Below are 14,677 nucleotides of genomic sequence, written 5' to 3' on the forward strand. Positions count from 1 at the left end.
TTTTATGTGAGAGTTTTCAGCAGCATTCGTTAGGGCGAATGCTGTTTTATTTTACATACAAGTGGATTTTGTTTTGTTGGTCTTTACTGCTAAACCGTACATTACTTATTTTCTCTACAATTGACAACACGCTCTGCAAAGGCATGCCGGCATTAAAGGTGATTGTCCGGAGTGAATCATCGGATAGGTTATGCTTGTCAAACTCCACCCCATAGATCATCTCCAGTCGCTCCAGTATATTAGACAATGGTTCTTCCCGCATTACAATACGACCGCTGGTCCATTCGTCGCCTGCCAGTCCTTCTTCATGGCTGCTGGTAAAGTGATAGTCTTTACTGCTGATTAGCACCTGGTCTGCCGGCAGCAGCTGACAAAACGTTTGCTGTGCTTTACCCACGCCTACCTTTCCTGTTTTCACGGTGATTTTCACAGCGGCGCTGCGTTGATATTTTATCACATTGAAAGAGGTACCCAATACGGTGGTCACGATACTATCGGTTAATACTTTAAATGGGCGGGCAGGCTGTGGTTGCACATCAAAAAAGGCTTCGCCTTTGTGGAGGGTAACGATGCGGTCTTCTTTATTGAAATGGTTGCTAAAACTGATTTGTGAATTGGCGTTGAGGGTCACTACGGAACTATCCGGTAACAATACCCGTTTATGTTCTTTAATACCGGTGCTGACCCAGGTAAGGGATACTTTTTCTTCCCGGGCGGGTCCATGTAAAATATAGCGGAAGCCCAGCAAAAGAAATACCGCCGCAGCAACACTGCCGGCAATACGATACACCCAGGTAAGCGGACGAACTTTTGGTATTGCCGGTGCGGCATTCGTCAGGATAGACTGTAGTAAACGTTGCTTTGCCTGCTCCTTTTCTGCGTCAGAAGCAAAGGGTACTTCCTTGTTTTGCTGACTTAGCTGATCCAGCCAGTCAGATATTTTCTTATCATGTTCTCCCATAGTAACCCGTATGTGTATACGAAGACAACTACGCCATCCTTTTTTGATCAGATGAAAACAGCAATTAACATTTCCTTAACAAACAAATTTACTTGCGAAGTAACCGTCGTTTTACGTTGTTGAGTTGATTACGCACGGTATGCTCGGAAAGAGAGAGCTGGTCGGAGATTTCTTTGACATTAAGGCCATCCATAAGATAGAGGCGGGCCACTTTCCTCATTTTATCGGGGAGTACTTCCAGGTGGTACAGGAGCCGCCGCACGTATTCTTTTCTTTCCATCACGCCGTCTTCCTCCGCAACATTCCCCATGTTGTTGAGCAGCGCCTGATAGTGTGCATTTTTTACCGCATTGGCTTTCAGAAAATTATAAATCCGGTTTTTCAAACTCCGGAACAAATATCCTTTTACGTTGGTATCTATCTCAATGGTTTCCCGTTTATCCCACAGATGCAGGAAAAGCTCCTGCAGTACATCTTCCACATGATCTTTATTACCCAGGATCTTCCAGGCGTAGTCATATAACGCTTCCCAGTGGCGTAAGTACAACTCCGTAAAGCCTTCTATGCTGCCAGTTTTAACCAGGTGAAACAGTGCTATGTCTGTTAAAGAGGTAGTCATATTAATTGAATGATCGCACCTGACGAAATTACTTTTATCCGCTTACCCCATAAACGGCAAGCGTATTATCAAAACATTAATTCAATTGGAATGATTAATTTATAGGACGCGGAATGGCGCGGATATTGCTTTTCATAACGTCAGAAATACATTTTGGCTGTACACTTATCTTTTTGAAAATTAATCAAATTGTAAGAAGAATACCAAAAAAAATTACGAATTAGGAATTACGAATTACAGATCAACTGAAGATAATACCCGCTGATATCTCCTCACCAAGTCGTAATTCGTAATTCGTAATTCGTAATTCTTGCCTTAAATTCGTTATATGTCAACAACCGGTACCCGAAATCTAATAGAGCGAGTGAAAGCATTTTCACTGTATATTATAGGAGATCCCCTGCATTTTACCCTCGAAAATCGCATCTTTAATGCTATTTGTGCTATCTCACTGGTCATCATTGGATTCAATGTTCCTTACAACTACGCGACAGGACTCACCGCTACCTCGCTGATTTTTTTGGTGCTGGTCCTCATTTTTGCTGGTATATATTATTTATCAAGAGTCAGGAAGAAGGTAGATCTGTGTATAGCCATTGCCGTAGTCATGATCAACGCGGGTTTTGCGGTGAATTATTTCTATAGTGGTGGTATCAGAGGCGCCTCCCTGCTGTCTTTTACCCTGGCCTTCTTCCTGACCATGCTCACCTCCCCCGCCAAACAATACTACTGGTGGATTGTGCTGAATCTCTTTACAGTACTGGGACTTATTCTTTTTGAATATTACCACCCCAATGTTATCGCGGATGTTTATCCGGAACGTGCAGACATCTTCGCTGACATGACGCCTACCTACATCATTAACGTCGTAGTTATTTTTGTGGGCACTATCTACCTGAAAACAGCCTATAACAAAGAGAAGAAAAGAGGAGAAGAAAAAACCCGCTCCCTGGAAATTATGAATACAGAGAAAAGTAAACTGTTTTCTCTTATTTCCCACGACCTCCGCAATCCGCTGGCTTCTATACAGTCTTACCTGCAACTGCTGCGGGAAATAGAAATAGATCCGCAAAATAAAGTACAGATAGAAACCGAATTGCTCTATGTAGTCAACAGTACGCAGGAAATGCTATATAACATATTGGTATGGTCTAAAACCCAGATGGATGGCCTCAACGTGAACCTGGTCCCCATAGATGTTGCCGCCGCTATACTACCCATTCTCAAAATCAATAAAATGGCCGTCGCCAAAAAAAGTATCTGCCTGGACACCAATATAGATGCTTCCATCAAAGTAATGGCCGACCTCAACATGCTGCAATTAATTGTACGTAACCTGGTAGGCAACGCTGCTAAATTCACCCCTTCCGGTGGAGCTATCTATATCCGCACCAGCAAAAATAGTGACAAATGCCGCATCGAAGTAAAAGACAGCGGCGCCGGCATAGATCCCTCCCGGCAACTGGATATGTTTTCACTGAAAGTACGGTCCACCTTCGGCACCGATAATGAAAAAGGAATCGGATTGGGACTTTTCCTCTGTAAAGAATATACCACCGCCCAACACGGACAAATCTGGTTCGAAAATAATAAAGAAGGTGGCAGCTCCTTTTACCTGGAGCTACCACTGGCTGATTAATTATTCGGCCTTCAGACTATGCACCGGGTTCGCCAACGCAGCCCTGATAGCCCGGTAGCTCACCGTGAGCATAGTAATCAATATGGCAATACCTGCAGCGGCCAGAAATACCGTCCAGCTAATCTGTACGCGGTAGGCAAAATCCTGTAACCACCGGTTCATCATCCACCACGCAAGCGGTGACGCCACGAGAATAGCCACGAACACCAGCTTCAGAAAATCTTTTGATAACATGGTAACAATACCGACTACAGAAGCACCCAATACTTTACGGATGCCTATTTCACGGGTACGCTGCTCTGCTGCATACGTAATCAGCCCCAGCACACCCAACGATGCTATCAGCACCGCCAGCACCGCAAAGGATATAAAGATCCGTCCGGTACGCTCTTCCGCCTGATACAACCGGTTAAAGTCATCGTCCATAAAAGAATATACAAAAGGCTGCCCGGTCATACCATCCTGCGCATCAAAACGATGTTTGATCTGTGCAATAGTACCCTGCAAATTACCGGTACCCACTTTAAATACCATATAGCGATGATACTCTCCCAAACGGAAAATAATAGGTGGTATCTTCTTTCTTAAAGAGCCGGTATTGAAATCTTTTACTACCCCCACTACTTTTAATGGTAACATCCCTTCATTGCTGGCATAGAGATATTTATTTTCCAGGTCTGTAATGCCCAGCAAACGCGCAGCCGTTTCATTCATCAACAATCCGTTGGTATCAGAAGGCATCTGCGGCGAAAAATTTCTGCCCATGGCCATCTGCATCCCCATCGTAGGAATGTAATCTGCATCGATGTACCACTCATTTAAACCCGTTACCTGCCCATTGCTGCGCGCGGCATCTTTGGAATAAATACTGGTGTTCATGGCTATCTCCGTGGGCACGGAAGCCGTCATCGTACCTGCCGTTACACCGGGAATAGTCAATACTTCATCCCGGAAACTTTTTGCATGCGTACCTAGAGAAGCTGTATTCCCCAATACCAGCATCTGCTCTTTGTTATACCCCAGTTTTTTATGACGGATATAATTCAACTGGTTGTTGATCACCAGCGTACCTACAATCAATAATATAGCCGCCGAAAACTGGAACACCACTAAACTATTTCTTAGCCAGCTACCTTTAAATCCCGTTGTCAGCTTTCCTTTCAATACTTTCATAGGATCAAAGGCAGATAGGAAAAAAGCGGGATAACTTCCTGCCAGCAAACCTATCACAGTCGCTGTTACTACCAGGAAAGGCAATAACCAATACAGGTAAGCCATTTTCAGCGTAATATGTTTATCAGATAACTGATTCAAAAACGGCAATAACAAAATAGCGATCGCGAATGCCAGTATCAACGCAAAAAAACTGGTCAGCACAGATTCTGTCAAAAATTGAAAAACAAGCGACGAACGCTGTGAACCCAACACCTTCCGCACCCCTACTTCTTTGGAACGTCCGGCAGAACGGGCAGTAGAAAGATTCATAAAGTTCACACAGGCAATCAACAAAATAATGATCGCTACTGCAATGAAAATATATACATACTGAATATTGCCGGAAGGCTCTACTTCATTGGCCTGAGGAGATTTCAAATGAATATCGGGTAACGCAATCGGGGTATACCGGAAATGTCCACCGGCTTTTTCTGCTTCGGCAATAGTGCTTCCTATCATTTTCTGCAGKGACGTTTCCATATATTTCAAGGCGGAAGCCCGGAGATAATCACTCAGCTGTGCGGCGGTTGTTCCCTGACGCAGCAATACATACGTGGTATAATTATCGGCCATCCACTGGGTATTGCGGCTATCTTCCAGTTCTGACATGGCACGCACAAAATCGAAATGCAGGTGCGACTGATCCGGCACATCTTTCATCACGCCACTGATCTGGTAAGTATTGGTATTATCGGTGAACAACGTTTTGCCCAATACATCCGTACTACCAAAATACTTACGCGCCATCCGCTCGGAAATCACCATGGTATGCGGTTGTGTCAATGCTGTTTTAGGATCACCCGCTACCAGCGGTAAAGTAAATACATCAAACAGGGAAGAATCAGCAAAACTGGCGTTCTGCTCTACCAGGGTGGAAGTTCCTTTTCTCACCAGGATTTTACCCTGCTGGAAAAATCGTACATAATTTTCTACCTGCGGAAAATCCTGTACCAACACAGGTCCTAGCTGACTGGGAGAATATCTTTCATGAAACGCATTGCCGTTTACCAGGAAATCTGCATCCAGCCGGAAAATACGATCCGCTTTTTCATTAAACCGGTCGTAACTCAATTCATCTGTTACAAATAATGTAATCAGCAAACAGGTAGCCATTCCGATGGCCAGCCCAAAAATGGTAATAGCAGAAAAGCCTTTGCTTCTCCAGATATTCCGTAATGCGACCCTGAAGTAATTTTTAAACATAGTGTGATGTTATTGCCGTTCACCGTATAGACACCTGATATGGCAGATAGTTGCTCCAATAAAATGCCGAAACGAAAACACTATGGTTATCAATCTATTACAATCAGTTACGCCATTATAAATGCCCGTTTACAACACAAGCGCTGTCCGATTCCGGACATGCTAAAGAGCCAAAAGCAGAAAGCAGAAAGCAAAAAGCTATTGTAGCGGATAATTAATGCGGATACTATCCTTTCGCGCTAATCATCCGCTACAATAGCTTTTTGCTTTTTGCTTTCTGCCTTCTGCTTTCTGCTATCTGTTGATCGGTCTTGCTCTCAACGCCGTCCATGTGTCATCAATAGATACGCTGGTCACGGCCTCTAATCCAGCCGCCTGAAAAGCAACCCAAACGGTTTCCCGCTTGATATCACTTTTAATACTCCCCGTACCTTTGGGATAACAGGCCCAGAAAATACAATCGGGCTTACCMGAGGCCACATGTATCTTTACCAGCTTTTCCAACGCCGATTGTTGTGTAGCAAATACCTGTACAAACTCATAGGCGCCCTTCTTTTTAGCGGCAGGTTTGGTATCATAAGGTACCTCACCAATCAGGGCAATATATTCATCAGGGGCATCCACAATCAAAGCCGTAGCGGCTTTGTGGAAGTATAGCTTTTTTAAGACAGGAGTTCCGGACATTTTTCAGCAATTTAATTACGCGCTTCAAATATAACGGAATAACAATAAAGCCGTTTCCATGGTTCATGGAAACGGCTTTATAATCAGTTACAACGGATCTGTTATAAAAACATCCCTCCGGAAGCTTCAATACGTTGTGCAGTAATCCAGCGTGCTTCGTTTGTACAAAGAAATGCTACGATGCCACCAATATCATCCGGTACGCCTGTACGACCCAGCGCTGTTTGCGCGGAGATGTGTGCAATGGCCTGCGGCGCATGATCAAATACCGCTTTGGTAAAATCGGTTTCAATAATACCTGGTGCGACTACGTTGGCTGTAATACCCCGTACGCCCACTTCTTTTGCGAGGTAGCGGGTAAATACTTCAATAGCGCCTTTCATGGACGCATACGCCGCATAACCCGGCGTTACAAAACGCGCCAGTCCTGTTGAAAGATTAATAATACGGCCGTTGTCTGCAATAAAAGGCAACGCCTTCTGCGTAAGGAAGTATACGCCTTTTAAATGTACATGATACAGCTCGTCGAAGTCTTCTTCCGTGGTTTGCGGGATCAGGGAGCCACGATCAATACCGGCGTTATTAATGAGGAAGTCAAATGTACCGCTGCCGGTAGTTGTTTGCAGATAACCGGATACCGTATCGAAGAAAGCATCAAATGTGCTGGTATTCGCGGTATCCAGCGGAAAGGCTGCTGCTTTAACGCCCAGCGCCTGTATTTCGGCTACTACTTTTTCGGCCTCTGCCTGATTGCTTTTATAAGTGATAATGATATCATGCCCGTTTTTAGCAAGATGTAAAGACATATTCCTGCCTAAACCACGACTGCCGCCCGTTACCAGGGCTACTTTGTTTTTTGCTGTCATTTGTTGTGCTATTTTTTTTGATAACACAAAATTCAGTCATTCAGTTGGATGAGTTGTGGTGATAGTTTAAGTATTTATAACGAAGCCGGCCATTTGATCAATGATCAAATGGCCGGCGATATCATGAGCAGGTTATTCTTATTTACATAAGAGTACCAGAAAGCAATGTCCCGGTACTCTTCTCTCATTATTGCTCATACATATTAATAAATAAACGCTACTTTATTTCAGCATTCAGAATTTTATGATCCAGCGCATATTTCAATAACCCGATGATGGAGCGTACCCCCACCTTCTCTTTCAGGTCCTGCCTGATCTTTTCAATAGACCTTACACTGAGATATAATTTATCTGCAATTTCTTTATTACTCTTCTCCGCCCACAGATATTTCAGGATCAGTTTCTCCCTTTCATCCAGCAACTCTTTCGACGCATTCATATGCAAATTCTCTTTATAAAAGTAAAGCGCTTCCGTAAACAACTGGTTACAGTACAAACGGTTTTCGTAAACAGAAGTAATCGCTTTGAGCAGCTCTTCCGGCTCATCATCTTTTGAGATACAACTGTAAATACCAGCATCAATAAGATTTACAATGTTCTTTACTTCGCAGTTGGGTAACACGGCTAAAATCCTCATCTGTGGGGCAATATTCCGGATAGCCTGCAATGATTCGCGATTCTGATGCGATTGCTCTCCCGCATCAAAAAGCAATACAGAAACAGTAGTGGTCTTTAATTGCGTCAGCAGATCACTGATGTTTTCGGCATACACCATTAGTTTGATGTCATGTTCTTCCAGAAATTTCACCAATAATTTTCTAAAGAGAACATGTTCGCTCACGAGGCCAAGGTTAATCGATTTCATAGTCATAGTTGCTTTTCTTACTAGAATTAGGGCTGATAGTGTTAGTTTGACCGTCTTTGTTCTTCGGATGCACCAGACGAGCGCAGTTTGGTTGTTTTACCATTTCCGAAACGGTAGGTAAAATTAACGCTGGCTGCCCGGCTAAAAAAGTTAATCTGCCAATTTTGATTCAGGTGCTCATACACATAACTGGAGCCCTCATCTTCTGTCTGTAAAATATTGGTCACCTTAGCAGAAATAGACCCATGGCTACCAAAAACCAGTTGTTTAATACCGGCGCTCACAATATAGTAACCTCCATAAGTTGTGGCTACCATCCGGCGTTGGGACACCGCATGGAAAGAACATTCTGCGGATAACCTGCTGGTGATACTGAAGTTATTGTTAACATCAGCATTAAAAGAAAGTACGCCATTATTATCCAGACTGAAATGGTCCACGCTCCCGCCAAAGGTCTGGCGATACAACGTAAAATCGCAGTTGACTGTCCACCAGTCAACCACTTTACGGGAGTACACAATATCAATATTCCAGGAATGTGAGCCGTTAACATTGGTAGGAATGCGGGTTACTGTTACCTGGTTGGAATCCAGGTAAGGAAGAGTGGCCATATAGTTGTGATAAAAGTCGTAAGCGAAAGTCAGGAACAACTCATTCCGCCAGGAATAAGTGATCTCCGTATTTACAGAAGTTTGTGGCTGCAGGTAAGGATTGCCCTGGAAGTACAACGTAGGCGATAGCGGGCGACGGAAAGGATTCATCTGTGAATAGGCCGGGCGGTCCGTTCTTCTACCCACTTTTACATTCAGCGCATGGTCCTTACTGATCTTATAGTCGAGGAATAACGAGGGAAATAACTGTACATAATTGCGACGCACCAATTCACCATCCGGACGCTGCTCTCCACTGTTCCACGTATGCTCTGCCCTAAGGCCCGCCTGCACAGTAACGTTGCGATATTCCTTATTAACATTCACATAAACAGCATTGATATTTTCCTGGTTGATAATATAGTTGCTGTTCAATGAATCAAATTTGTGCGCACTACCTATCACGTGATAGTAGCTATTATCATTGTTCACCTTAACATAACTGGATTTAAAACCAGCCTCCAGGCGGGCATGGCCTTTCAGGGGCAGTACATAATCCCCTTTAACGGCATAAATATTTAGTTTTCTGTCCTGCTCCAGCACATCATTGTTATCTTTCATGAAATTCCAGGAGGTATCCAATGTTGTGCTGTTAATATCCTGGTGAGATTTACTCCAGTAGTGCAGGTAGTCAAAGTCCAGCGAAAACTCCTGCCCGCTGGTGTCTATCTGGTGTACCAGGTGCATACCCGTGCCGTAATTAAAAGGTTTATCACGGATGTCATTATCAAAAAGCAGGTTTCCGGTTTTTAGATGAGCTCCGTTCTCTTCCTTCAAGGTGGAATTTACCCGGTTATTGGCAAACTGGAATCCTCCTGTAGCAGAAAGCGACAAAGTTGTTCTGGCAGAAAGGTATAACTCTGCGCCAAGCTGCGGTGTGTAGGCATTACTGGCGCGGGCGTTCCTGTTTTCAGTTTTTTGCCGGTTCTTTAAAGAAAGATCCGGGTTTAATACGTCACTTGTGATACTCGTAGTATAGAAGTCAGTATTATGTAAATAAGCTAAGCTGAGTGAAAGATTATAATTTTTGTTTTTGTAGTTCAGGTTAGCACCGGCATTATACTTAGCATAATGCGCCTGCCCGAATCCACCGTTAACACTGCCACTCAGCCCTTCTTTCCGATTCCTTTTCCTGACAATGTTAATGATACCTCCGCTGCCTGCGGCATCGTACCGGGCACTGGGCTTGGTCATGATCTCCACTTTCTGTACCATGGAAGAAGGCATGCCGCGTAAAAGATTATTCAGGTCTTCGGCAGAAAGCTGCACCGCCTTACCATCCATAAAAATACTTACTGCAGAACGGCCATTGAGGGTAACCTGCCCGCCCTGGTCCACCTGCACTCCGGGCAGCCGTTGCAATACTTCTAATGCGGTGGAACCCTCGCTGATGATACTGTTTTCTATGTTCACCACCGTTTTGTCGATCTGCCTTTCTATAAAAGGCACCTGCGACTTCACCTCTACACCCTTCAGCTGCTCCGACCGCTGTTTCAGTATCACCAGGCCCAGATCCGTTTCCGGATGACTGACATCTGCCGGTAAAGGTTTTTGCAGCCATCGCTCATATCCAATGATGTTGATCTCCGCAAGATAAATCCCATCTTTTATTGCTTCAAATGTAAACTTACCCTGTGTATCTGTAAGAGAAGTTTTGTATACCACGGAATCTGCAGCCCTCCTCAATACTACTACCGCATTAGGCACCGGTGCGTGTTGCACATCCACCACGGTGCCTCTGATCAACGCACCATGAAAAGATTGCGCTGACAGGGAAGGCAGCTTGATAAACAGACTAACAAATAAAAAAACAACCGGGATAACAAATTTCATCAGGATCAGATTTAGTTCAATATCGAAATTAAACTAACATCTGACTCCCACTGTTGCCGGAAAATGGCTTACAGCCTACATATAAGGCATCTTGCCTCCCGTATGCATTTCGTGGTGCGTTTTTGATTATCTGGGGAGTGCTTTTGCCCTTTCAGGCAGGAGGAGATATTTTTTTAACAACAAATAGTATCATTGTTACTATTATGAATTTACTGGGGAGAATAAACGCGTTTCATAAAAACCACCGGGTACTCACCCATTTTTTTTTCTGGCTGGGCATCCTGCTAATCTCTACAGAAGAAAGAAATTATTATTACCGGGAAGACTGGTTTTCGTTGAACACCTACTTATACAATGGACTTACCATCGCTACGCAGGCGATGACTTCCTATTTCCTGGCGTATTTGATTATTCCCCGCCTTTTCAAAACAAAAAAATACCTGCAGGTACTGTTGATGTTCCTGGCAGGTATGTATCTCATCTGCGTATTGTCCAGGGTGATCACCATATACATTCAGGAGCCCCTGTCGGGAGTAGCACCCAAAAAAAGTGAAACACCGGTGGAAATATTCACCAATTTTTCTAAACTGATATACTTATATTTCTTCAGAAACTTTTCTGTTGCACTGATCTTCCTGCTGCTAAAATCACTAAAAGACCAGAACGATATCTTACAAAGATCTTTGTTACTGCAAAAAGAAAAGTCGGCCGCAGAACTACAGATATTGAAGAATCAGCTGCATCCGCATTTTCTGTTTAATACACTCAACAACATTTACTCCCTGTCTGTTTGCCAGTCGGAGAAAACATCCGAATCCATTGAGCGCTTATCAGAAATGCTCGACCATATACTCAACCGCTGTAATAGCCAGTTCGTTCCACTCTCCAACGAAATCAATCTGCTCAAAAACTACATTGAACTGGAAAGACTGCGGTATGATAACAGGCTCAGGATACACTTTACTACCGCCTGTGAAAATGAATACAGCATCGCCCCCATGCTCCTGCTCACCATCGTGGAAAATGCCTTCAAACATGGAGCCAGTCAAAAAATCGATGATCCGGTGATAGATATCGATCTCCGGGCGGATGAATCCTCTTTTCACTTTAAAGTAAAAAACTCATACGACCCCGATACCCTTCATCACAATGGGAAAAAAATAGGACTACGAAATCTCCGTCAACAACTGGAGCTGATCTATCCGCACAGGCACACCCTACATATTGCACAAACAGGTCAGCTCTTCATTGCCTCATTGACTATTCAGTTGTAGCCATATCTTTACCGCCCGTTGTCCATGCTGACTACCTTCCGTGGTGAAACCAACGCACGGCCTGTATACAGGGCCAATCCTGTCAATACCCCTCCTATTATACCTGCTAACAATAGCACTACTACTTTGGAAACAGATACCAACAAAGCAACCCGCTCCAGCACAATCCCATTTCCAGCCTGATCGAAATACAAATTGCCGCCCGCCCAGGTGATAAACCCTGCTGCAAAGCCGGTCAGAAACACAGGAAACACCCAAGGTATCCGCACACTAAACATACCCGCCAGCAACACCGGCACCAGGAAACTCCACCACGGCAGGAAAACAACCTGCCGCGTTAATATAATCAAAATGGTGATCGCCATGATAGCTATCAATGTCTGCAAAAACTTCGTTTTCATAATGATAATCTTTTAGAGTGATTACTTCAGCAACCAGCTGGCAGCTGTCTGATGCTGCGCCTCCTGCTGCGACATGTAAAAATGCAGTTGATAATAATTCCCTTTGTTCCAGTCTTTGATAAAACTATCATAGTCACGGCTGCCGGGATTACCTGATTGTCCGCCGGGATACACGCCATAAGCCACGGGACGGTCTCCCAGTTCCACAATCATACGCCAGGAAGGCCCCCAGTTTGCCGACATCGCATTGATAGCGGTAGGATGCCCTGCCGAAGCCAGGTCCCGCACACTAAGTGCCGGCATGTTCGTCAGGTGCATCACGTTTATCTTGTTGCAACTGCTCCAGCTCACCTTCCCTTTCTTTTTCATCTTAAGATAATCGTCTGCTGCTACGGCAAACGAATTAGTCACAATATCCCCGGCCTGCTCTATCATAGCTGTGCCCTGCTTGTCGAAATACTTGTTGGAAGGATCGTGTCCGATCAGGTTCAGCAAGATGTAGTCTTCAGGCATACGCATAAAAAAACGGTAGCTGTCAAATTCATCCCACGTATAGTCTCTCACGTTTTTCCACCACAGCTCATAGAGCTCCGCCTGCTCATTATCAGCGTCATAATTGCCCTTCCACTGGCTGATGGCTGCCAACAACTGTTGCTGCTCTTTGTTGAGCAACCGGGTTTGCACAGACGCCAGCAACACCGGCAAAGCATCTACGGCAAAGGTATTGGTGTTGTCCAGCTGAATGGCCTTCATGCGGCCAATATCCATTCCCGTGGCGCTGTCTAACAATTGCCCGATCCTGTTAGCCCTGGTCTCCGAATAATAACCATGGTAGTAGTGGGGATAGTTGGCAAAAGTTGGATGCTGGTTGGCAGAAAGTACATAATGACATGCAGGGTTCAACAGCTGTGGTAAACTGTCTGTAGAAATATACCTGGTATACAAATCCCGCTTGCTCGTACCATCAAGAATAAACTTTCCCTGCCCCGGCCATCTCTCCGCCATCTTTCCCTGGTGGTTGATGGCAATGGTATTATCTTTACAGGCAAACGTAAAATTCTGCAAAGGACAGGAATACTGACTGATCGCTTCCCGGTAATCCTGGTAGTTGGCGGCGGAACTCAGCTTGATAAATGTCCGGAACTCATTGGAAGGATTGTGCAACTCCCATTTCAAAGCATTATTCATAAGATCCTGCTCACGGCCCGGGAAACTACGCGTAAAAACAATCGGCCCATGGATGGTACTGTAAATAGTATCATACACGGTGGCGAGTCCTCTTCTTTTAATCACTTCTATTCTCGAAGAAAGATCCAGCCATTTTCCATCATACTCATATTTTTTATAGTCGTTGCTGATCTTCAGTTTATACCAGTCCCTCACATCATCTGCGCCATTGGTAATGCCCCAGGCAATGTTTTCGTTAAAGCCAATAATCACCGCCGGAGAACCTGGAATGGACACACCGTATACGTTTACACCCGGACTGCTCATCTGTAATTCCAGCCATACGCAAGGCATCGACAGGTTCAGGTGTGGGTCGTTGGCCAGAATAGGATGCCCGGATTTCGTTTTTTCTCCTGATACCGCCCAGCTATTGCTTCCCAGCGCCGGGTTGTAGGAACTTTTAGTAACAATAGGGCGTGTAGAAAGAAATGAATAATTAAGATATTCCGGCTTCTTCACCTGGTTATAGGCCATCAACGGACCTGCTGGTGCATTGGCATTCATGACCGGTGTAGTATGATCCACGAAATCGGGATACAGCTTGTTGAAGCTGTCTTCTCCCAGCGCCAGCATCATCTTGGATAAAAAAAGATCCTCTTCATAACCCGTCATACTGTTAGCCATACTTTTGGAAACAAGTACGCTTTTCAGCTTAGTCCATGGCTCCGGCTTATAATCGAGCAACTTGTATTCCAGCGGAAGCTCACGATAATGCAGTTGCCGGATATAAGCATTTACGCCGGCGGTATAGGCAGTAAGAATGGCATTGGTGGCCGTATCCTGCTCTATCAGCTCCAACGAATGGCGCGCCGCTTCCAGGATTCCTATGCGACGCTGATTACGGTCGTACTCGAGCAATTCTTTTTTCGGAAACAGCTCCGAAAGCCGGCCTGCAGAAGCATACGTAATAAAGTCCATCTGCCACAAACGGAGCGAGGCGGTCACATACCCTTGTGCAAAGTACATGTCGACCGTATTTTTTGCATAGATGTGTGGCACCCGCCGCTCATCAAAAAACACACGCACACTATCTTTAAGACCATTGCCCGCCTGCAGTTGCAGCAAGCCATCATGCTGTGACTCTTCATTTTGTACGGCCCCTGCAAAAGGTTCCAGCAGCTTACCTAATGGCGGTATCTCAAACATCTGTTGCGAAAACGCAAACACCAATAAGGTCAGTGCCACGAAGGGAAACAGTGCACCGCTATTAATTTTTTTCATCTGTTTATTGATTTTATTC

Annotated in this window: 11 protein-coding genes; 2 read left to right on the plus strand and 9 right to left on the minus strand. The window is 44.7% G+C overall.

Annotation, left to right across the window (positions count from 1 at the left end):
• Positions 1–46: 46 nt before the first annotated feature.
• The gene (locus tag AC1DFM_RS10195; RefSeq protein WP_477076613.1) at positions 47–961 is read right to left on the minus strand and encodes a FecR family protein; all 915 of its coding nucleotides are present in this window, start codon (positions 959–961) and stop codon (positions 47–49) included.
• Positions 962–1,049: 88 nt separating this feature from the next.
• Positions 1,050–1,580, minus strand: coding sequence for an RNA polymerase sigma factor (locus AC1DFM_RS10200; RefSeq protein WP_477076614.1), 531 nt, complete (start codon positions 1,578–1,580; stop codon positions 1,050–1,052).
• Positions 1,581–1,908: 328 nt separating this feature from the next.
• Here AC1DFM_RS10200 and AC1DFM_RS10205 point away from each other — a divergent pair, with 328 nt between their 5' ends.
• Positions 1,909–3,219 carry a sensor histidine kinase gene (locus tag AC1DFM_RS10205; protein ID WP_477076615.1) on the plus strand — a complete coding sequence of 437 codons (1,311 nt, stop codon included), beginning with the start codon at positions 1,909–1,911 and terminating at the stop codon, positions 3,217–3,219.
• On the opposite strand, the gene AC1DFM_RS10210 is transcribed toward AC1DFM_RS10205, so the two are convergent.
• The 5 genes from AC1DFM_RS10210 to AC1DFM_RS10230 all read right to left on the minus strand — a co-directional run bounded on the left by AC1DFM_RS10210 (position 3,220) and on the right by AC1DFM_RS10230 (position 10,535).
• Positions 3,220–5,637 carry an ABC transporter permease gene (locus AC1DFM_RS10210; RefSeq protein WP_477076616.1) on the minus strand — a complete coding sequence of 806 codons (2,418 nt, stop codon included), beginning with the start codon at positions 5,635–5,637 and terminating at the stop codon, positions 3,220–3,222.
• Between the two features lie 294 nt (positions 5,638–5,931).
• Entirely contained in the window at positions 5,932–6,321 is a 390-nt protein-coding gene (locus tag AC1DFM_RS10215) for a hypothetical protein (protein ID WP_477076617.1), read from the minus strand.
• Between the two features lie 101 nt (positions 6,322–6,422).
• Complete coding sequence (locus AC1DFM_RS10220) at positions 6,423–7,187, minus strand: SDR family oxidoreductase (RefSeq protein WP_477076618.1); 765 nt, start codon at positions 7,185–7,187, stop codon at positions 6,423–6,425.
• 217 nt (positions 7,188–7,404) lie between these two features.
• Complete coding sequence (locus AC1DFM_RS10225) at positions 7,405–8,052, minus strand: helix-turn-helix transcriptional regulator (protein WP_477076619.1); 648 nt, start codon at positions 8,050–8,052, stop codon at positions 7,405–7,407.
• Positions 8,053–8,093: 41 nt separating this feature from the next.
• The gene (locus tag AC1DFM_RS10230; RefSeq protein WP_477076620.1) at positions 8,094–10,535 is read right to left on the minus strand and encodes an outer membrane beta-barrel protein; all 2,442 of its coding nucleotides are present in this window, start codon (positions 10,533–10,535) and stop codon (positions 8,094–8,096) included.
• A 203-nt stretch (positions 10,536–10,738) separates the two neighbouring features.
• Between AC1DFM_RS10230 and AC1DFM_RS10235 the strand changes: the two genes are divergently transcribed.
• Positions 10,739–11,809 carry a sensor histidine kinase gene (locus AC1DFM_RS10235; RefSeq protein WP_477076621.1) on the plus strand — a complete coding sequence of 357 codons (1,071 nt, stop codon included), beginning with the start codon at positions 10,739–10,741 and terminating at the stop codon, positions 11,807–11,809.
• Positions 11,810–11,817: 8 nt separating this feature from the next.
• Here the strand turns inward: AC1DFM_RS10235 and AC1DFM_RS10240 are convergent, their stop codons facing one another.
• Both AC1DFM_RS10240 and AC1DFM_RS10245 read right to left on the minus strand, forming a co-directional pair.
• Positions 11,818–12,210 carry a hypothetical protein gene (locus tag AC1DFM_RS10240; RefSeq protein WP_477076622.1) on the minus strand — a complete coding sequence of 131 codons (393 nt, stop codon included), beginning with the start codon at positions 12,208–12,210 and terminating at the stop codon, positions 11,818–11,820.
• A 21-nt stretch (positions 12,211–12,231) separates the two neighbouring features.
• On the minus strand, positions 12,232–14,658 hold the full coding sequence (locus AC1DFM_RS10245; RefSeq protein ID WP_477076623.1) for a penicillin acylase family protein: 2,427 nt from the start codon (positions 14,656–14,658) through the stop codon (positions 12,232–12,234).
• Positions 14,659–14,677 lie beyond the last annotated feature (19 nt).

This window comes from Chitinophaga sp. 05T412 (genome assembly GCF_056396465.1).